Here is a 17,613-nt window from a genome sequence, read left to right as displayed (position 1 = left end):
TCCTCCCGAACGACGCCGCGCGGATCACTGGCTCGGGAGGGACCGGTACTCGGGGGGTCCGTCTCTTGGGCGGACACACACGCTCCTTGTGAAATCCACGGCGTCCGGAGGTCAGGGCGCCGTGGCAATTTGGGTGACTACTGCTCCTAAAACGTATCACCGCAGAACCGTGTTCCCATGCCTGCCAAATACCTGCCCCGCAGGTGGGAAACGGATGTGGCGGCGGTCACGTGACTGATCGTCAAAAGCTACTGACCGTTAGTACTTGGCGTCGATGCGGGGATCGTGACAGTCTGTGCGGCCGTGGGCACGGTACGCCGAATGGTGGAGCGGATTGTAGGGATCCGTGCCGAGTGGTGCCGGTCCGGCGCTCCTTTGTCGTCCTCAAGTTGCCTCGGAATTCATCCCATCGAGGGAATCCGAACGCGACACGTGTCGACAAGGATGGGAGACGACCCTTCACATCCGCGGCAGCCGAGCGGCGATCACCGGGGGCGGTGTTGAACGACAGCAAGACCGGGCGCAGGCGTTCCGGGGGCCGTGCGGTCCCGCGCCCACGCACGGAGCGCAGCAAATCCGGACAAGTCGGCGAACCGGTCGGCGAATCTCCCGGATTGATCGACAAAATCGAGGAATCCGGCAACGCGGAAGGCGGTTCGTGCGTTCCTACCAGTGTGGGCACCCCACCGGGAGCCCCCGCCGACGCCGGAGCCGGATCAGCCGGTGTGTCCGAGACTGCGCCTGACGGCGCGACCGACAGCACACCCGTGCGGGCATCCGTCCCCGCATCCGACAGCGGACCCGTCACCGGAGACGTCGGCAGCACGGCAGGCCCACCGGCCGCCGCGCCCGTTCGACCCGACGAGGTGGCGATGACCCGGACGCTCGACGCGTACGCGATACGCCTGGCCGCGCTCAAGGCGTACGACATCACCGGCGTCCGCCCCCGCGAGCTCCAGCGCTACCGCACCCATGGCGAAGTACCCGACGGCCTCACGGAGGAAGTCGTCCGGCGCGCCCAGCAGATCGTCGAGGAGGAGCGCGCCCGGCTGCTGCGCCTGGCCCGCTCCTGACCCCGTACGACCTCGGCCGCCTCGGCCGATCCCGCCGGCCCGCCCGCGGCCCTCAGCTCCGCGCGATGCCGTCGAGCACCTCGGCGAGCCGCACCGGCTCGGAGAACATCGGCCAATGCCCCGTCGGCACCGCGTGCACCGTCCGGGTACGCGCCGCGGCGAACTCCGCGAAGAACGGGTGGCCGGCGGCCGTCATCTGCTCGACGACCTCCTGCGGGAACGTCGAGGCGACCAGGTGGCTCGGGACGTCGTACCGCGCCGGGTCGGTCAGCCGCAGCGGGCCCGTCGCGACACCCCACGGCTGCGGCGTACCGCGCTCGCGCAGCAGCGCCAGGTCCGCGTCCGACAGCCCCGCGAGGTTCACCGGGTCCGCCTGCGCGTCGAACGGCGGCACCGGGATCGCGACCCCGCCCGACTCCGCGACCTGCCGCCGGATGCCCTCCTGCTCCTCCGGCTCCGCCGTGTCGATCTGCGCCGTGCCGTCGGCGAGCGGACCGCTGTCGACGAACACGATCCGCGCGACCCGGTCCGGGACACGGTCCAGGGCGCCGTACGCGGTGATGCCGCCGCCGCTGTGCCCGACCAGCACCACATCGCGCAGGTCGTCCTTCTCCAGCAGGTCGACGACCGCCTGGACGTGCGCGTCCTGGTCGATGCCCGCGGGGCCTTCGCCGACGCGCTCGGCCAGTCCCGGCAAGGTGACCGGCACCACGTCGTGCCCCGCCGCCCGCAGCGGTTCGGCGACCCGGTCCCACGCCCACGCGCCGAGCCAGAATCCGGGGATCAGAACGATTGTCGCCATGCTGCATCTCCTTGCCGGGCCCTGCGGAGGCGGGCCTCTGTGCGAGAGCCGCCGATCGCGGCCCTGCTGACAAGGGCGACGCTATGCCCGGTACCTGACACCTTCTGTCAGGTACCGGTCGGATCCCGCGCTTTCCGTCTGCTCGGCCAGAATGCGCAGCCCCGCCTCGGACGGCGAGCCCGCCTCGGCGGTGTAGGTGATCAGCAGTTGGTCCGCGTCGTCCGCCACCCGGAAGGACTCGTACGCGAGCGTGAACACGCCCAGCTCCGGATGTCGCACGTGGTAGCCGCCGTGCGTCTTGTCCCGAACCTCGTGCTCGGCCCACAGCCGCCGGAAGTCCGCACTGCCCTCGCCCAGTTCGCCGATCAACGCGGCGAACGCCGGGTCGCCGGGGTGGCGGCCCGCCGCCAGACGCAGGTACGCCACGGTGTCGCGCGCCTTCGCCTCCCAGTTCACGAACCGGCCGCCCCGCACCTCGGCGTCCAGGAACACCAGGCGCGCCTTGCTGCGGTCCGCCGGGGGCCGCGCGCCCGGATCCACCACCAGCGCCGCGAACAGCGGGTTCCACGCCAGGATCTCGGTGCGCCACCCCGCGATGAACGCGGGCGTGTGCGGCATCGACTCCAGCAACCGCCGCAGGCCGGGCCGCACCTCCTGCGGCACCGCGTACGCGTCCGCCGGAGCGGCCGACCCCTGCGCGGCCGACCCCAATGCGGGCGATCGCCGCGTGCTCGCCCCCTGAGCCGCCTGGACGAGGCGGTGCAGGTGCTCCCGCTCGTCGCCGCCGAGCCGTAGCGCCCCCGCGACGGCCTCGACGATCTCGTGCGACACGTTGCCGGTGCGGCCCTGCTCGAACCGCACGTAGTAGTCCGCGCTCACCCCCGCGAGCTGTGCCAGCTCCTCGCGCCGCAGGCCGGGGACGCGGCGGCGCTCGCCGTACGTCCGCAGCCCGGCCTCCTCCGGCCCCAGCCGCGCCCGTCGCGAGCGCAGGAACTCTCCCAATTCGGCTTTGTGGTTCATGCAGGTGGTTCCCCGGAATTCTCAGGAGTCTCGACGTCTGTCGCCGAACACCAGCGGAAGGCGCCTGATTCCCGTGTGCCGATTGCTGCGCGTCCACTCCACCGGTCCGGCCGCCTCGACCGTGCCGAAGGTGTCCACCAGCGCCCGCAGCACCGTCCGTGTCTCCAGCCGGGCGAGGTTCGCGCCGAGGCAGTAGTGCACCCCCTGGCCGAACGCCAGGTGCGGGTTCGGGTCACGGCCGATGTCGAAGCGGTCGGCGTCGGCGAACGCTCCCGCGTCACGGTTGGCCGAGCCCTCCCACACCAGCACCTTGTCGCCCTTCGCGACCGCCGCGCCGCCGAGCACGGTGTCGCGGGTCGCGGTCCGCCGCTTCGACGGCGACGGCGAGGTCCAGCGCATGATCTCCTCGACCGCGCTGCCCATGAGCCGGTCCGGTGCGGCGCGCAGCGCGGCGAACTGCTCCGGGTTCCGGACCAGCGCCCGGACGCCGCCCGCGACCGCGTTGCGGGTCGTCTCCGCACCGGCGGCGAACAACAGATTGAAGAACATGTGCAGCTCCACCTGCGTCAGGCGCGGCGGATCCACGTCGGCGAGTTCGGCGTGCACGACGAGCGAGAGCATGTCCTCGGTGGGCCGCTCGCGCTTCTCCGCGATGAGGGCGGCGCCGTACGCGAACATCGCCTTCTGTGCCGCGGCCTTCTCGGCGTCGCGGCCCTCGCGGTGGTCGAAGAGGTGCTCGATGTAGCCGAACAGTTCGTGCCGGTCCTCCTCCGGCACGCCGAGCATCGAACAGATCGTCTGCATCGGCAGTTCGCCGGCGACCGCGGCCAGGAAGTCGACCGGCTCGCCCTCGGGCACCGCGGCGAAGAGGGCCCGGGTGCGGCGCAGCAGGTCGTCGCCGAGCAGCGCCACCATGCGCGGCGTCAGGCCCTTGTTCACCAGCCGCCGGATCCTGTTGTGCCGGGGGTCGTCCAGCATGTTCAGCACCAGGCCGCTGGCGGGGGAGTCGGCGAGCATCGTGCCGCCGTGCTCGGACGAGTAGGTCTCGGCGTCCCGCAGCACCTCCAGCGTCTCGGCGTACGTCGCCACCGACCAGAACCCGACGCCGTCCGGCGTGTGCGCGGTCGGCTCGTGCCACCACACCGGCGCCTCGCGGCGGTGTACCGCGAACAGGTCGTGCGGGAAGTCCGCCGCGAAGACGTCGAGGTCGGTCAGGTCGACACCGGCCAACGCGGCGGGTGCGGGCTTGCGCATGGAGCCCCCTCACAAAGTCGTCAGGAGACCGTACCGTTTCGGCGCCGAGGGAGGGAGAGCAGCAGGGAGGGGGCCGGGGCGAAGGGTCGAGGGAGAGAAGGCGAGGGACGCGGGCTCCCCCGTGAGGTGCCGCAGATACGCCTCCGGCAGTTCCTGGACACCTACTACGACGCGGTCGTCCCCGGATGGCGCTACGCGCCGGCCGGCGGCTACGTGATCGGCCACTACCGGCAGCCCATCTCGTGGCAGCGGCAATTGTCCCCAGGGCAGGACGTCGACCGCTACGACAGCGAGTACGGCTCGTTGCTGGCCCCCGACGGATACCTCAAGCGCGTGTCCTGACCGCGCCCGACCCCCGGGTGTGATCATGGAGGTGTGGATGCCGCCGACCTCGCCCTGCGCATGGAGCTCAATCTCACCGAACATGCCTGCCACCTGCACAGACGCACCCGGCACATGACCGTCACCGAGACGCCCGACGTGACCGTCGCGGACAGCGGCCTCGACGACGACACCTTCAACATCGTGGCCCACGCCCGCTTCGCGCCGCGCAACGCGGACCTGCGGATCGCCGACACGCTGCGGCACCTGCGCCGGGTCGGCCGCCCGTTCTCCTGGTGGATCGGCCCCGCGTCCGGACCGGACGACCTGTCGCGCCGCCTGGAAGCGGCCGGTGCCCCCTGCGCGGAACAAGGGCTCGCCATGTGGGCGGTGCCGGCCGAGGTCGCCGAGCAACCGGCCCTCGCCACCGGCGTCGACGCCGACGGCGCCGCCGTGTCCGCAACACCCTCCGCCTCGGACGAAAGCCGCGGAGGCGCCGCGGCCCGGGCCCCCGAACTGGAGGTCAGGACCGCCGCGGACGCCGCGGGACTCGCCGACTTCGCGGCCGTCCTCGCCGCCAACTGGACGCCGGAGGCGGCGACCGTCACCGAGTTCTTCGCGGCGACCGCGGCCACCGCGCTTGCGCCCGACAGCGCGTCGCGCTACCTCGTCGGCTATGCGAATGGACGTCCGGTCGCGGCGGCCGAGGTGTTCGGCCACGCCGACGTCGCGGGCATCTACAACGTCGCGACCCTGGCCGCCCACCGCAGGCGCGGGTACGGCGGCACGATGTCCCGCGCGGCGGTGCGCACCGCCGCCGAACTCGGTTGTCCCGTCGCGGTGCTCCAGGCGTCCGGGCAGGGCGAGCCGGTGTACCGCGCGCTCGGCTTCCGGCCGCTCGGGCCGGTCGTGGAGCACGCGGTCAGCGCGGGTCCCCGGCCGATGTGACGGAAGCCGACGCGGTCTGCGAACGTGTCGGCAGCGTCAGGCCGGCAAGCAGCATCAGCGCGGACTCGGACGGCGAACCGGGTTCCGCGGTGAACGTGGACAGCACACACGAGTCGTCGGGTAGGTGCAGCGACTCGTACTCCAGTGACATGGCCCCGACCAGCGGGTGTTCCAGGCGCTGGGTGCCGTGGCGCTTGCCGCGCACCGGATGCGCGGCCCACATCTCCGCGAACTCCCGGCTCTTGAGCGTGAGTTCGCCGACCAGCTCGGTGAGCTGCGGGTCGTCGGGGTACTGCCCGGCCGCGACCCGCAGGTACGCGACGTTGTCGCTCGCCTTCGAGGCCCAGTCGGGGTAGAGGGCGCGCGTGTGCGCGTCGAGGAACACCAGCCGGGCGCAGTTCGGCCGGTCCGCGGGCCGGTCGGTCGCCGCGAAGTCGTAGTGCGGCGCGAGCAGCGCGTGCCCCAGGCGGTTCCAGGCGAGGATGTGTCCGAACCGGCCGACCAGGATGGTCGGCACCTCGTCGATCGCGTGCACGAGGCGGCGCAGCGGCGCGCGTACCTTCTCGTGTTTCGCGGCGTTGCGGCGCCGGGCCTGCCGCGGGCGGGCGAGGTTGCGCAGGTGTGCGTGCTCGTCCGCGTCCAGGCGCAGGACGCGCGCGAGCGCGTCGAGCACGGCGTCCGAGGCGTTGCCGCTCTGGCCCTGTTCGAGCCGCGTGTAGTACGCGGCACTGACGCCGGCGAGCTGGGCCAACTCCTCCCGGCGCAGGCCCGGTACGCGTCGGCGCGCGCCGTACGCGGTCAGCCCCGCGTCCTCGGGTCGCAGCCTCGCGCGTCGGCTGCGCAGGAATTCTCCCAGGTCATCGCGTCGTTCCATGCCGCCCAGCATCGCCGGAGCGGCGGGTCGCGGCCAGCCGCGAGGGTGTCCCTGTCAGTACCAGGATTCGCAAAACCATGCTCCGCGGGCCTACGTCCGGCAGAGGGCTGGGTACGTCCCGGCGGCCGCGGAACCCTTCTCGGCGTAAGCAGGCAGCACGGCCGGCACCACCGTCCCCGAGAGGCACCCCACGATGTCCACCACCCTGGAAACAGGTTCCGAAAGCGCGCCGCACGCCGGGCCACCCGTACGCACCGGCGACGCGGCACCCAAGATGACGCCGCGCCAGCGGATGATCCTCGTCCTGCTGCTCGGCTCGCAGTTCATGCTGGCCGTCGACTTCTCGATCCTCAACGTGGCGCTGCCGAAACTGGGCGACGGCCTCGGGTTCCGGCTCGCCGACCTCCAGTGGGTGGCGACGTCGTTCGCGCTCGCCGCCGCCGGGTTCACGCTGGTCTTCGGCCGGGTGGCGGACCTCGTCGGCCGACGGCGCATGTTCATGGCCGGCATGGCGCTGCTGATCGTCGGCTCGCTGGTCGGCGGACTCGCACCGACGCCGGGCGTTCTGCTGGTCGGCCGGGTGATCCAGGGCCTGGCCACCGCGATGGCCACCCCCGCCGCGCTGTCGCTGCTGACCACGTCCTTCCCGGAGGGGCCGCTGCGCGACCGGGCGCTCGGTCTGAACGGCGCCCTGCTGGCCTCCGGGTTCACCGCGGGCGCGGTGTTCGGGGGCCTGCTGACCGACACGCTCAGCTGGCGCTGGGCCTTCCTCGTCAACGTGCCGATCGCGGCGGCCGTCATCCTGGCGACCCCCGCCGTCATCGCCGAGAGCCGGGCGGCCGGTACGACGCGGCTCGACGTACCCGGTGCGGTCACCGCCGCGGGCGGCCTGCTGGCCCTGGTGTACGGCATCACCCGCGCGGGGGAGGAAGGCTGGGGCGACACGGTCGCGCTCGCGATGCTCGCCGCGGGCGCGGCGCTCCTGGTCGTGTTCTGGTTCGTCGAACTGCACGCGGAAGCACCGCTCGCGTCGGTGCGGCTGCTGCGTCGGCGTACCGTCAGCTGGGGCAACGTCGGCGGTCTGGTCACCTTCACGATGGAGTCCGCGCTCGTCTACGTCATGACGCTGTACCTGCAGCAGGTGCTCGGATACTCGGCGTTGCAGACCGGCCTCGCGTTCGGTGTCGTCGGTGTCGCCTGCTTCCTCGGCGGCGTCCTCGCGCCGCGCGTGATCGCCCGCATCGGAAGTGCGGCGGCGCTGGTCGTCGGCCTGGTGCTGCAAGGCGTCACGACCGCGGCACTGTTCAACGTCGGCGACTCGCGCGGGCAGCTCGCCCTGGTGCTGGCCGCCCTGTCGCTCGGCGGCGTCGGCCACCTGTTCGCCATCGTCGGCTTCATGGTCACGAGCACCTCGGGGGTCGCGGACGACGAGCAGGGCCTCGTCACCGGCCTCGCGTCGATGACCCAGCAGGTCGCCCTCGCGATGGGGATCCCGGTCATCAGCTCGGTCGTGACCGCCCGCATGGAGTCGCAGTCCGGCTCCCACTCCGAGGCCGACGCGCTGCTGTCCGGCATCAGCGCGGGCGTGCTGGTGGACGCCGCGATCGTGCTGGCCGGTGCGCTGCTGGTGGCGTTCGTCCTGATCCGCCGCGGGCGGGCCGGGGCGCGCTGACCGGCGGTTCGAGCGGGCGGCGGCGTCCGGCAGCGCCGGGAAGGAGGGAGGGAGAGGGCCGCTGTGCGCCCTCTCCCTCCCTCTCCTTCTTTGTCCGCGGTCGACGACCGCTTGTCCGCGGACAACGACCGCGGACGGCGTGCTGTCAGTCGTCGCTGCTCTGGACGCGCTCGTCGTCGGAGAAGGAGTACGCGGAGCCGCCCGCGGCCGGGGCCGGCGCCTGCCGGGCCCGGCGCAGCATCGAACTCGCCGACTGGAACGTCTGGCGGGTCTTCTTGCTGCTGTAGCTCAGCGCCTGGTCGGCCGCGATGCCCATGCCGCCCGCCGCCGCGAAGGCGTCCTGGTCGGCGCCGAGGAACACGAACACCCAGCCGTAGCGGTCCTGCTGGTGCGTGATCATCTCGCGCACCCGGGACAGCGAGTACTCCGACGAGGCGTTCTCGAGTCCGTCGGTGAGGATCACCATGACCACCTCACCGGGGCGCCGGGCGTCGGGCAGCGCCGCGAGGTCCTCGCCGACCTTCGCGATGGTCCGGCCGACCGCGTCCAGCAGCGCCGTCATTCCGCGCGGGCGGAGCGAGAAGTCGGGGACCTCGGTCACCAACTTGTTCTCGTAGACGACTTCGTAGCGGTCGTCGAACTGGTAGAGCGAGACCGTCGTCCGCGCCTCGACGTCGCGCTGGTCCTCCAAGAAGGCCTTGAGCCCGCCCTCGGTGTCCTCCTTGACACTCTGCATCGATCCCGAACGGTCCAGGACGACCGCTATGTGCCGCAGGTCAGGGTCGGTCATGTTGTCGGCGCCTCCTCGGTTTCCGCATTTCCGCACCACTTCCCGCACTCGTTCCCGCACTTGTCGTGCGCGCGGCTCCTGCCACCATCCTCCATCGCCCCCGCCCGTGCCGCTCGGCAATTCCTGCCCGTTCGCCACGCCTTCCCGCCCGTTTCCGGCTCCGCCGCCCCGTCCCGCCGCTCCTGGGCCTCCCGTGGGCCGGCGCTCGCCGGTGTCGCGTTTCTTCAAGAGCCCCGCCGGGCCGACGCATAACGTGGGCCTCATGACCCAGCGCATCACCGATCTCCTCGCGGCCGCCGCCGAGCGCGCCGTCCCCGTGGTCCGGGGAGTTCCCGACGACCTCCTGGCCGCGCCCACGCCCTGCGCCGACTTCACCGTCGGAGACCTGGCCAACCACCTGTACCAGGTCGTCGTGAACTTCCAAGCGCTGGCGGCCAAGGAGCAGCCGGACTGGGCGAAGGCACCCGACTATCTGCACGGCGCGTGGCGCGACGCGTTCGCCGCCGAGGCGGGGCGCCTCATCGACGCCTGGGCGGCACCCGACAGCGAAGAGGGCGTGTCCCCCGGGATGGGCCTGCCGACGCGCACCGTGGGGCAGATGGCGCTGCTCGACCTGACCGTGCACGCCTGGGACCTCGCCCGCGCGACCGGGCAACCGTACGAGCCGGCCCCCGCCACAGTGGCGGAACTGGCCGACCTGCTGGCCACCATGGGCCCGACCGCGCGGAAGATGGGGGTGTTCGGCGAGCCCTGTTCCGTGCCTGCCGACGCCGACGACTTCACGCGCCTGCTCGGCGACTCCGGCCGCGACCCCGCCTGGACGTCCGGGAACTGACCGGTGGACACCTGGGGCCGCGTGGCGGCCCCGGGTGACACGTAGCATGCGATGATGCCGACGAATCCGCAGCGCCATGTGTCCTTCGACCGCCTCCACAACTTCCGCGACCTGGGCGGATACCCGGCTGTCGACGGCCGCGTCGTGGCGTGGGGGCGGCTCTACCGGTCGGATTCGCTCGGCAAGCTCCACGGCGACGACGCCCGCGCGGACCGGGAGCGGTTCCTCGCGCTCGGCATCAGAACCGTCGTCGACCTGCGCTACCCCTGGGAGATCGCCAAGCGCGGCCGCGTCCCCGAGCGGGACGGCCTCGGCTACCACAACCTGAGCATCGAGCACCGGCCGTACGACCAGGCGGCCCTGGGTCCGGACGTCGACGTCGAGCCGTTCCTCACCGAGAAGTACGTCGAGGTCGCGCTCGACGGCGTCAAAGAGATCCGCGGCGCGCTCGACGTGCTCGCGGCGCCCGGCGGCCCTGCCGTGTTCCACTGCGCTTCCGGCAAGGACCGCACCGGCATCATCGCGGCCCTGGTCCTGACCCTCCTGGGTGTCGAGGACGAGGTGATCGTCGCCGACTTCGCGCTCACCGGGCTCGCCACCGAGCGGCTCGTCGCCGACTGGTACACGTGGGTCCCGCCGGGGCGCGAGCTCACCTGGCCGGGCTACGGGCAGGCCCCGGCGGGGCTGATGCGGGGGTTCCTGGCGTGGGCCGAGGCGGAGTACGGCTCGCTGCGCGGCTATGCCGAGGCGCAGCTCGGGGTGGACGACGCGCTCGTGGCGGCGCTGCGGGCGCAATACCTGGTGGCCGCCGAGTAGTTGCCGGTGCCGGGAGGGCCGTCTCGCGTCAGCGCCCCGGCCGGGTGCGGGTCAGAGCCAGTCGCGGCGCTTGAACACGACGTACAGGGTGACGCAGACCAGGGCCATCAGCCCGATCGCGAACGGGTAGCCGGCGACCCAGGTGAGCTCCGGCATCTCGGTGAAGTTCATGCCGTAGATGGTCCCGATGAGGGTCGGGGCGAACAGGATGGCCGCCCACGCCGAGATCTTCTTGACCTCTTCGTTCTGGGCGAGGCTCACCTGGGTCAGCTGCTTCATCTCCTCGTTCTGCTTCTGCGTCACGAGGGTGGCGTTGACGGACATGATGTTCTGCAGCATCTGGCGGAATCCGTCGACGCGTTCCACGACGGTGGTGGCGTGGTCCTCGACGTCGCGGAGGTAGCGCCGCAGTTCGTCGTCCACGGAGTACTTCTCGAAGCCGAGCGACAGGTCGCGCAGGATGCCCAGCAGCGGGCGGCCCGCGCGCTGGAACTCGATGACCTCGCGGCCGAGTTCGTAGATGCGGCGGGAGACGTTGGGCTCGCCGAGGAAGACCTCGGTCTCGATCTCGTCGATGTCGTGCTGGAGTCCGGCCACCACGGGCGCGTACTCGTCGACGACGGTGTCGAGGATCGCGTACAGCACCGCCTCGGGGCCCAGCCGCAGCAGGTCGGGGCGCTCCTCGACCCAGCGGCGTACGGCGGCCAGGTCCGGCGCCTCCGCGTGCCGCACGGTCAGCACGAAGTTGCGACCCATGAAGACGTGCAGCTCGCCGAAGTCGACCTCCTCGACGTCGTCGAGGTAGCGCGCGGCGCGCAGGACGGCGAACAGGGTGTCGCCGTAGCGCTCCAGCTTGGGGCGCTGGTGTGCGACGATCGCGTCCTCCACGGCGAGTTCGTGCAGCCCGAACTCCTCGGCGGCGGAAAGCAGTTGGTCCTCGGCGGGACGGTAAAGCCCGATCCACGCCATGGCGCCGGGGCGGTCGTGCAGGCTCCGGTACGTCTCGCCGAGTGTGGCCGGGGACGCGACGCGGTGGCCGTCGACGTACAGCGCGCTGTCGATGAGGCTGTTCTCGACGGGGGCCGAAGGCGGATCGACCGGGCGCGGGTCCATCGACTGCTCGGGTGCCGCCTCGCGCGGGTCGCTCGGGGACGTGTGCCTGCGGCCGCGCAGATAGGAACGGCGCCGGTCGCTCATCGGGTGCCGCTCATCGGTCGTTGTTCATCGGTCGTCGCTCATCGGTTCTGGTCCATCGGGCGGGGCCTCCGGGGTTCGCGCGCCGGGAACGGCGTCGGGGCCGACCGCGAAGAGCGGTCGGCCCCAACTATTGTCCCTTTTGCCACGGATTTTTCGCGGATTTACCGCCCGCGGATCCGGGCGCCCCGACGGTCCGGGGTGCCTCAGCCGCCGTAACGGCGGTTGAACTGCTCGATCCGGCCAGCCGTGTCCAGGACGCGGCCCTTGCCGGTCCAGAACGGGTGGCTGGCGGCGGAGATGTCGACGTCGACGACCGGGTAGGTCTTGCCGTCGGTCCACTCGACGGTCTTCTCGCTGTCGAGGGTGGAGCGCGTCAGGAACGCGAAGTCCGCGGACTTGTCGCGGAACACGATCTCGCGGTACTCGGGGTGGATGGCGGAACGCATGGGAGCCTCCTGTGCGGCAGTTGTGCGGCTGATGGGCACCGGCTGCGGCCGTGCGGGCAGCGGGTGCGTTCGGCGGGTCAGCGCTCCTCGCGGAACACCACGTGACGCCGGGCTACCGGGTCGTACTTGCGCAGCTCCAGCCGGTCCGGATCGTTCCGGCGGCTCTTGCGCGTCACGTACGTCTGGCCGGTGCCTGCCGTCGAGCGCAGTTTCACCACGGGGCGCAGGTCGCTTCGTGCCATCGGGGGCCTCCTCGTTTCTCTCGGCGCCGCGATTCCGACCGCGGCACATGAGTGAGAACGATTTCCGTCCGCCAATATTCCACCCGGGCATCGCCGCAGGTCAGAGCTCGAACGGCCCCTTCCCCATCTGGTCGCGGACGGTGACCACCGGCGGGTTGAGCAGCGCCCGGCGCTGCCAGTTGGCGCCGTCGACGACGAGCGTGTGGCCGGAGATGAACCGGGCGTACGGCGACGTGAGGAACGTCGCCGCCCAACCCAGCTCACGGACCCGGCCGACCCGCAGTGCGGGCTGGAGGGGGTCCTTGTCGTGTTCGCGATCGACGTTGCCGCGGATGTCGGCGGTCATGTCGGTGTGCGGGAAGAGGCCGGGGACGAGGCCGTTGATCTGGATGCCGTACGGGCCCCACTCGACGGCGAGGGTCTCAACCATGTTCTTGACGCCGGCCTTGGCGGCGGCGCTGTGTGCGAAGCCGGGGCCGCCGGTCCAGGCGTAGGAGGCGCCGATGTTGACGATCGAGCCGGGCGTGCCGACCGCGAGGTGCCGGCGGGCGAACTCGCGGGCGCAGAAGTAGGTGCCGTTGAGGGTGATGTCGACGACGGTGCGCCACGCGTTGGGCGACATGTCCTCGGCCGGGACGGGGAAGTTCGCGGCGGCGTTGTTGATCAGGATGTGCGGCAGCCCGAAGTGCGACTCGGCGGCGTCGAACGCCGCCGCGATCTGCTCGGGGTCGCGGATGTCGCAGGTCACCGTCGCGACCCGGCCGCCGAGGCCTTCCAGCCCTTCGCGGGCGGACTTGAGGTGGTCGTCCTTGCGGCTGGCCACCACGATGTCCGCGCCCAGGCGGGCGTACTCGCTCGCGATCGCCTTGCCCAGGCCGGTGCCGCCGCCGGTGACGAACACCACGGTCCCGTCGTAGGTGCCCTGCGGCAGCGCGCTGGCACCCAGCGGCGCGGGCTCCGGCAGGCCCTGATACGGGCCGGTGCCGTCGCTCTGGTTCTGGCTTTGCTCGGCCTGCGTGTCGGCCTGCGAGGGGTTCTCGGTCATGTGGGCGGCTCAGCTTCCCGTGAAGTTCGGCGGTCGGTTCTCGGCGCGCGCGGCGCGGAACTCCGCCAGGTCGTCGGAACGGCTCAGGTACGTCTGGGCGATCAGCTCCTCGGCCATCGAGCTGCGGACCTCCGGCTCGGCGAGGTGCTTGATCACCCGGCGCGCGGTCTTGACGGTCGCGAACGGGGCCGCGGCGATCTTCTCGGCCATCTCGCGCACGGTCGCGTCCAGTTGGTCCGCGGGCACCACACGGGACACGACGCCGTGCGCGTACGCCTCGGAGGTGTCCATCGGACGCCCGGTCAGCACCAGGTCGGAGGCCACCCCGTGGCCGCAGATCTGGAACAGCCGGCCGACGCCGCCGGTGTCCGGGATGACGCCGTGCGTGGTCTCCGGCAGCATGAACCGGGCGCCCTCGGCGGCCACCCGGATGTCGGCGAGCAGCGCGCGCTGGAACGACGCGCCGATCGACCAGCCCTTGCACGCCACCAGGATCGGCGCGTCCAGGTCGAACATCTGCTGCACGCCGCGGTGCCCGCGGGTCATCAGCTCGTGGTGGGTCATGGTGACCTGGCCGCCGCCGATGGCCCCCACGTCTCGGCCGGACGAGAACGACTTGCCCTCGGCCCGCCAGATCACCGCCCGCACATCCGTACGCGCCCGCAACTCGGCCAGGATCTGCCACAGCAGCTGGTCCATGTCGTCGTCGAACGCGTTGTGCTTGTCCGGATTGTTGTTGGTGATCGTGGCGATCGGGCCGTCGTACTCAAGCAGGACTTTGTCCGCCACTTGGCCTCCGTCGGTGCTCGGCGTGGATCTGACGATGTGTCACTTGACCTGCATATACCAACGGGGCAGCGGTTTCGAGGGCAGGGCGGGTGGCCCGTTCGGCGGATGCCCGGGAAAGAGGCGTGTGGCACCCGGCGGGAGTGTTGCGAATCACCGATCCTGGAGGCAGATACCGCGTCGGACGGGAGCCCTCATGAAGGTCCAGCTGCGCCACAACCCCTCGTTCACCGTCGCCCGGTGCGTGCTCGCCGGCGGCGAGCAGATGCGCGCCGAGAGCGGTGCGATGCTCGCGCACAGCGCGGGGGTCTCGATCGACGCCAAGATCGAAGGCGGCCTGATGCGCGGCCTGAAACGCAGTGTGCTGGGTGGCGAGTCGCTGTACCAGACCACCTTCACCGCGCCCCCGCAGGGCGGCTGGGTCGACGTCGCGGCGAACCTCCCGGGCGACGCGATCACCATCGACCTGGAGCCGGGGCAGGACCGCTTCCTGCTGACCAAGGGGTGCTGGCTCGCCAACTCCGCCGGCGTCACGATCGACACCAAGTGGGGCGGCGCCCGCAACCTCTTCGGCGGCGAGGGCGGCTTCCTCGTCGAGGCGTCCGGGCAGGGCGTCGTCATCGCGAGCTGCTTCGGCGCCCTCGACGTCATCGACCTGGAGCCCGGCGAGCAGGTGGTCGTCGACACCGGGCACGTCGTCGCCTACGCCCCCACGATCACCTTCCAGATCCGCCGCGCGGTCCAGGGCCGGTCGATCCAGAGCATGAAGTCCGGCGAAGGCTTCGTCTTCGACTTCACCGGCCCGGGCCGCGTCCTGGCCCAGTCCCGCAACCCGAGCGGCCTGATCTCCTACCTCACCGCCAACATGCCCGGCTCACGCGCGTAGCGGGAGGCCGCGGGGCTCAGCCCTGGTCGCAGGCGGACGCGTAGGCGTCGATCTCGGCGAGCAGCGCGGATTTGTCGCCGGCATCGAGGTACGACGCGCGGACGCCGTTGCGGGCGAGGTCGGCGAGGGTGCCGGTGGAGAGGCCGAGCTCGCGGGCGAAGCGGTACTCGCCGAGCAGCGTCGTGCCGAACATCGGCGGGTCGTCCGAGTTGAGGGTGACCATCAGGCCCTCGGCGATCATGCGCGGCAGGGGGTGGTCCTCGGGCCGCGCGACCGCCGCGGTGCGCAGGTTGGAAGTGGGGGAGACGTCGAGCGGGAGCTGCGTGTCGCGCAGGTACGCCACCAGCTCAGGGTCGTCCATGCTCCGGATACCGTGCCCGATGCGCTCGGCCTTGAGCGCGCGGATCGCGGACCACACGCGGTCGGGACCCTCGACTTCGCCCGCGTGCGGGAGGCTCTTGAGACCGGCCGCGCGGGCCCGGGCGAACACCGCCTCGAACGGGTCCCGTTCGACCTCGATGCCGCCGACGCCGAAGCCGACCACGCTTGCGGGGCCGTGGGCGAGCACCGCGTCCAGGGTGAGTTCACCTGCCTCGGCGCCGAACTGGCCCGCGAAGTCGGGGATCCAGCGCAGCCGGATGCCGGTCTCGCGCTCGGCCTCGACACGGCCGGCCTCGATCCCGGCGAAGACCACCTCCGCGGGGATGCCGCGCACGAGGTGGCTCTGCAGGCTGACGTGGACCTCGGCGTACCGGACGTTCTGGGCGGAGAGCGCGCGGCCGGTCACGGCGGCGAGCAGGGCGAAGTCCTCCTCGTCGCGCAGGCCTTCGAGGGCCTTGACGTAGACCTGGATGAAGTGCGGGAAGTCCTTGAAGGCGTACCACGCTTCGATGGCCTCGACGGTCTGCGGGATGCTGTCGAGGCGGTGCTTTCGGGCGAGCGTCAGCAGTGTTTCGGGCAGCAGCGAGCCCTCCAGGTGCACGTGCAGCTCGACCTTGGGCAGGCCGGCGATGAAGGCGTCGGACGCGGACGGCGCCGTGGCGGGGGCTGCGGTGTCGGCGGTGGGGCTGGGTGCGGGGACGGTCACGCGGTCTTCTCCCGTGCTGTGTCGAGCGTTCCGACCATTCGATCACGCCGCGTGCCGACGGTGCCGCGCGGCCTCTGGCCGTGCCGACGTGCAGCGCGGCCTCCGGCTGCCGCGCGTGGCGTCGTACGGCTCCGGGGGACCTCAGGCCGCGCCGCGGAAGAGCCGCCGGTACGCCTGCGGGGTCGCGCCGCGGCGCTTGAGGAAGTGGTGCCGCAGCGTCGCCGCGCTGCCGAAGCCGGTGTGGGCGGCCACCGAGTCGACCGTCATCTCGGTCTCCTCCAGCAGCTCCTGCGCCGCCAGCACCCGCTGGGCCACCAGCCACTCGTACGGCGTCGTGCCCGTCTCCTGCTGGAACTTGCGGGCGAAGGTGCGCTGCGACATGTGCGCATACGCCGCCATCTGCTCGATCGTCACGTCGTTGCCCAGGTTGTCCTGGAGCCAGTCGAGCGTCGCCTGCATCTGGCTGCAGTCGGGGGCGGCGAGCGGGCGCGCGACGTACTGCGCCTGGCCGCCCTCGCGGTGCGGCGGCACGACCATGCGTCGGGCGATGGTGTTGGCCACCCTGCTGCCGTTCTCCTGCCGCACGATGTGCAGGCAGGCGTCGATCCCGGCCGCGGTGCCGGCCCCGGTCACCACCCCGCGGTCCTCGACGTAGAGGACGTCCGGAAGGACCTCGGCGGCCGGATGCCTGCGCGCCAGCCGCTCGGCGTACATCCAATGGGTGGTGCAGCGACGCCCGTCGAGCAGCCCGGCCTCCCCGAGCATGAACGCGCCCGAGCACATGCTGAGCACGCGCGCCCCGCGGTCCACGGCGTCGCGCAGCGCCTGGAGCAGCCCCTCCGACTCGGGGTCGTCGTCGGCGCGCAGGCCGGACGCCGGAACCACCACCAGGTCGGCGGCCGCGATGCGTTCGAGCCCGTGCTCGACCAGGATCGAGAAGCCGCTCGCCGTCGCGACACTGCCGGGCTCGGCGGATGCCACGGCGAAGTCGTAGACCGGCAGCCCGTGGTCGCTCCGGTCGATGCCGAAGACCTCGCAGGCGACGCCGAGTTCGAAGGGATGCACGCCGGGAACGGCCACGGTGACGACGTTTTGCAGCATGTCGGACACTCTGCCAGAACAATCGAGCGAATGGCAGTATCTTGTCAGAAGATGGCAGTCCTGCCACTCGTGCCGTCGGCTCGCCGACGGCAGTCTGGACACATGACGACGACGATGATCCTCCTCGGAGCCCCCGCCCTCCTCGCCCTCCTGGGCTACCTCGCGGCAAGCGGCCGCATCGCCGACAGCCGCGACGGGCGCGACTGGCAGTCCGGACACGGTCCCCGGTACATGCCCTCAGATACGCCCGACACGGCCGAGCCCAGAGTGTCGGCCCGCGGCGGCGGCAAGGGCGTCCTCGCCCGTCGCGCCTTCGGCTCCCGCCAGGTCGAGTTCGTCGCGGTCACCCGGGACCGCGACGAGCACGGCACCCTCGTGTGACCCGTACCCGCCGAAAACGCCGCCGAGGTCCGCGGTC

At 71.7% G+C, this 17,613-nt stretch carries 20 protein-coding genes; 8 read left to right on the top strand and 12 right to left on the bottom strand.

Annotated elements, in window-relative coordinates; translation table 11 throughout:
- Window positions 1–872 precede the first annotated feature (872 nt).
- Window positions 873–1,073: a hypothetical protein gene (locus ACWD12_RS05765; RefSeq protein WP_358349715.1), complete on the top strand. Its 201-nt coding sequence runs from the start codon at window positions 873–875 to the stop codon at window positions 1,071–1,073.
- A gap of 52 nt (window positions 1,074–1,125) precedes the next feature.
- On the opposite strand, the gene ACWD12_RS05760 is transcribed toward ACWD12_RS05765, so the two are convergent.
- The 3 genes from ACWD12_RS05760 to ACWD12_RS05750 form a co-directional block, all read right to left on the bottom strand.
- A complete protein-coding gene (locus tag ACWD12_RS05760; protein ID WP_450098482.1) occupies window positions 1,126–1,875 on the bottom strand; it encodes an alpha/beta fold hydrolase in 750 nt (249 codons plus the stop codon).
- Window positions 1,876–1,956: 81 nt separating this feature from the next.
- Window positions 1,957–2,895, bottom strand: a complete 939-nt coding sequence (locus ACWD12_RS05755; RefSeq protein WP_450098481.1) for a helix-turn-helix transcriptional regulator — start codon at window positions 2,893–2,895, stop codon at window positions 1,957–1,959.
- A 21-nt stretch (window positions 2,896–2,916) separates the two neighbouring features.
- Window positions 2,917–4,149, bottom strand: coding sequence for a cytochrome P450 (locus ACWD12_RS05750; RefSeq protein WP_450098480.1), 1,233 nt, complete (start codon window positions 4,147–4,149; stop codon window positions 2,917–2,919).
- Between the two features lie 126 nt (window positions 4,150–4,275).
- On the opposite strand from ACWD12_RS05750, the gene ACWD12_RS05745 reads away from it, so the two are divergent.
- Entirely contained in the window at window positions 4,276–4,491 is a 216-nt protein-coding gene (locus tag ACWD12_RS05745) for a hypothetical protein (RefSeq protein WP_450098479.1), read from the top strand.
- A gap of 60 nt (window positions 4,492–4,551) precedes the next feature.
- Complete coding sequence (locus tag ACWD12_RS05740; RefSeq protein WP_450098754.1) at window positions 4,552–5,418, top strand: GNAT family N-acetyltransferase; 867 nt, start codon at window positions 4,552–4,554, stop codon at window positions 5,416–5,418.
- Here ACWD12_RS05740 and ACWD12_RS05735 read toward each other — a convergent pair.
- Complete coding sequence (locus tag ACWD12_RS05735; RefSeq protein WP_450098478.1) at window positions 5,393–6,292, bottom strand: helix-turn-helix domain-containing protein; 900 nt, start codon at window positions 6,290–6,292, stop codon at window positions 5,393–5,395. The two genes, ACWD12_RS05740 and ACWD12_RS05735, sit on opposite strands and share 26 nt — an antisense overlap.
- A 193-nt stretch (window positions 6,293–6,485) precedes the next feature.
- On the opposite strand from ACWD12_RS05735, the gene ACWD12_RS05730 reads away from it, so the two are divergent.
- The gene (locus ACWD12_RS05730; RefSeq protein ID WP_450098477.1) at window positions 6,486–7,964 is read left to right on the top strand and encodes an MFS transporter; all 1,479 of its coding nucleotides are present in this window, start codon (window positions 6,486–6,488) and stop codon (window positions 7,962–7,964) included.
- Between the two features lie 145 nt (window positions 7,965–8,109).
- Here the strand turns inward: ACWD12_RS05730 and ACWD12_RS05725 are convergent, their stop codons facing one another.
- A complete protein-coding gene (locus tag ACWD12_RS05725; protein ID WP_450098476.1) occupies window positions 8,110–8,754 on the bottom strand; it encodes a vWA domain-containing protein in 645 nt (214 codons plus the stop codon).
- A gap of 262 nt (window positions 8,755–9,016) precedes the next feature.
- Between ACWD12_RS05725 and ACWD12_RS05720 the strand changes: the two genes are divergently transcribed.
- Both ACWD12_RS05720 and ACWD12_RS05715 read left to right on the top strand, forming a co-directional pair.
- Window positions 9,017–9,589, top strand: coding sequence for a TIGR03086 family metal-binding protein (locus tag ACWD12_RS05720; protein ID WP_450098475.1), 573 nt, complete (start codon window positions 9,017–9,019; stop codon window positions 9,587–9,589).
- A 54-nt stretch (window positions 9,590–9,643) separates the two neighbouring features.
- Window positions 9,644–10,405 (top strand): tyrosine-protein phosphatase, encoded by a 762-nt coding sequence (locus tag ACWD12_RS05715; protein WP_358349735.1) that lies wholly within the window; start codon window positions 9,644–9,646, stop codon window positions 10,403–10,405.
- 51 nt (window positions 10,406–10,456) lie between these two features.
- On the opposite strand, the gene ACWD12_RS05710 is transcribed toward ACWD12_RS05715, so the two are convergent.
- The 5 genes from ACWD12_RS05710 to ACWD12_RS05690 form a co-directional block, all read right to left on the bottom strand.
- On the bottom strand, window positions 10,457–11,602 hold the full coding sequence (locus ACWD12_RS05710) for a magnesium and cobalt transport protein CorA (RefSeq protein ID WP_435838986.1): 1,146 nt from the start codon (window positions 11,600–11,602) through the stop codon (window positions 10,457–10,459).
- Window positions 11,603–11,805: 203 nt separating this feature from the next.
- The gene (locus ACWD12_RS05705) at window positions 11,806–12,048 is read right to left on the bottom strand and encodes a type B 50S ribosomal protein L31 (RefSeq protein ID WP_358349738.1); all 243 of its coding nucleotides are present in this window, start codon (window positions 12,046–12,048) and stop codon (window positions 11,806–11,808) included.
- 77 nt (window positions 12,049–12,125) lie between these two features.
- Window positions 12,126–12,290: a 50S ribosomal protein L33 gene (gene rpmG / locus ACWD12_RS05700; RefSeq protein WP_436772492.1), complete on the bottom strand. Its 165-nt coding sequence runs from the start codon at window positions 12,288–12,290 to the stop codon at window positions 12,126–12,128.
- Between the two features lie 100 nt (window positions 12,291–12,390).
- Window positions 12,391–13,335: an SDR family oxidoreductase gene (locus tag ACWD12_RS05695; protein WP_358349743.1), complete on the bottom strand. Its 945-nt coding sequence runs from the start codon at window positions 13,333–13,335 to the stop codon at window positions 12,391–12,393.
- Between the two features lie 9 nt (window positions 13,336–13,344).
- Window positions 13,345–14,124 (bottom strand): enoyl-CoA hydratase/isomerase family protein, encoded by a 780-nt coding sequence (locus ACWD12_RS05690; protein ID WP_450098474.1) that lies wholly within the window; start codon window positions 14,122–14,124, stop codon window positions 13,345–13,347.
- 193 nt (window positions 14,125–14,317) lie between these two features.
- Between ACWD12_RS05690 and ACWD12_RS05685 the strand changes: the two genes are divergently transcribed.
- Entirely contained in the window at window positions 14,318–15,007 is a 690-nt protein-coding gene (locus tag ACWD12_RS05685) for a TIGR00266 family protein (protein ID WP_358349747.1), read from the top strand.
- 16 nt (window positions 15,008–15,023) lie between these two features.
- Here the strand turns inward: ACWD12_RS05685 and add are convergent, their stop codons facing one another.
- A complete protein-coding gene (add, locus tag ACWD12_RS05680; protein WP_450098473.1) occupies window positions 15,024–16,094 on the bottom strand; it encodes an adenosine deaminase in 1,071 nt (356 codons plus the stop codon).
- Between the two features lie 141 nt (window positions 16,095–16,235).
- Entirely contained in the window at window positions 16,236–17,195 is a 960-nt protein-coding gene (locus ACWD12_RS05675; RefSeq protein ID WP_450098472.1) for a helix-turn-helix domain-containing protein, read from the bottom strand.
- A 102-nt stretch (window positions 17,196–17,297) separates the two neighbouring features.
- On the opposite strand from ACWD12_RS05675, the gene ACWD12_RS05670 reads away from it, so the two are divergent.
- Window positions 17,298–17,576 (top strand): hypothetical protein, encoded by a 279-nt coding sequence (locus ACWD12_RS05670; RefSeq protein WP_450098471.1) that lies wholly within the window; start codon window positions 17,298–17,300, stop codon window positions 17,574–17,576.
- Window positions 17,577–17,613 lie beyond the last annotated feature (37 nt).

Source organism: Streptodolium elevatio, from assembly GCF_053592165.1.
This window is presented reverse-complemented; position numbering and strand designations above follow the sequence as displayed.

Excerpts from the sequence above, each read along its gene's own strand:
- ACWD12_RS05765 (WP_358349715.1), top strand. The coding sequence starts at position 873 with ATGACCCGGACGCTCGACGCGTACGCGATACGCCTGGCCGCGCTCAAG.
- ACWD12_RS05760 (WP_450098482.1), bottom strand. The coding sequence starts at position 1,875 with ATGGCGACAATCGTTCTGATCCCCGGATTCTGGCTCGGCGCGTGGGCG.
- ACWD12_RS05755 (WP_450098481.1), bottom strand. The coding sequence starts at position 2,895 with ATGAACCACAAAGCCGAATTGGGAGAGTTCCTGCGCTCGCGACGGGCG.
- ACWD12_RS05750 (WP_450098480.1), bottom strand. The coding sequence starts at position 4,149 with ATGCGCAAGCCCGCACCCGCCGCGTTGGCCGGTGTCGACCTGACCGAC.
- ACWD12_RS05740 (WP_450098754.1), top strand. The coding sequence starts at position 4,552 with ATGGAGCTCAATCTCACCGAACATGCCTGCCACCTGCACAGACGCACC.
- ACWD12_RS05735 (WP_450098478.1), bottom strand. The coding sequence starts at position 6,292 with ATGGAACGACGCGATGACCTGGGAGAATTCCTGCGCAGCCGACGCGCG.
- ACWD12_RS05730 (WP_450098477.1), top strand. The coding sequence starts at position 6,486 with ATGTCCACCACCCTGGAAACAGGTTCCGAAAGCGCGCCGCACGCCGGG.
- ACWD12_RS05725 (WP_450098476.1), bottom strand. The coding sequence starts at position 8,754 with ATGACCGACCCTGACCTGCGGCACATAGCGGTCGTCCTGGACCGTTCG.
- ACWD12_RS05720 (WP_450098475.1), top strand. The coding sequence starts at position 9,017 with ATGACCCAGCGCATCACCGATCTCCTCGCGGCCGCCGCCGAGCGCGCC.
- ACWD12_RS05715 (WP_358349735.1), top strand. The coding sequence starts at position 9,644 with ATGCCGACGAATCCGCAGCGCCATGTGTCCTTCGACCGCCTCCACAAC.
- ACWD12_RS05710 (WP_435838986.1), bottom strand. The coding sequence starts at position 11,602 with ATGAGCGACCGGCGCCGTTCCTATCTGCGCGGCCGCAGGCACACGTCC.
- ACWD12_RS05705 (WP_358349738.1), bottom strand. The coding sequence starts at position 12,048 with ATGCGTTCCGCCATCCACCCCGAGTACCGCGAGATCGTGTTCCGCGAC.
- rpmG (WP_436772492.1), bottom strand. The coding sequence starts at position 12,290 with ATGGCACGAAGCGACCTGCGCCCCGTGGTGAAACTGCGCTCGACGGCA.
- ACWD12_RS05695 (WP_358349743.1), bottom strand. The coding sequence starts at position 13,335 with ATGACCGAGAACCCCTCGCAGGCCGACACGCAGGCCGAGCAAAGCCAG.
- ACWD12_RS05685 (WP_358349747.1), top strand. The coding sequence starts at position 14,318 with ATGAAGGTCCAGCTGCGCCACAACCCCTCGTTCACCGTCGCCCGGTGC.
- ACWD12_RS05675 (WP_450098472.1), bottom strand. The coding sequence starts at position 17,195 with ATGCTGCAAAACGTCGTCACCGTGGCCGTTCCCGGCGTGCATCCCTTC.
- ACWD12_RS05670 (WP_450098471.1), top strand. The coding sequence starts at position 17,298 with ATGACGACGACGATGATCCTCCTCGGAGCCCCCGCCCTCCTCGCCCTC.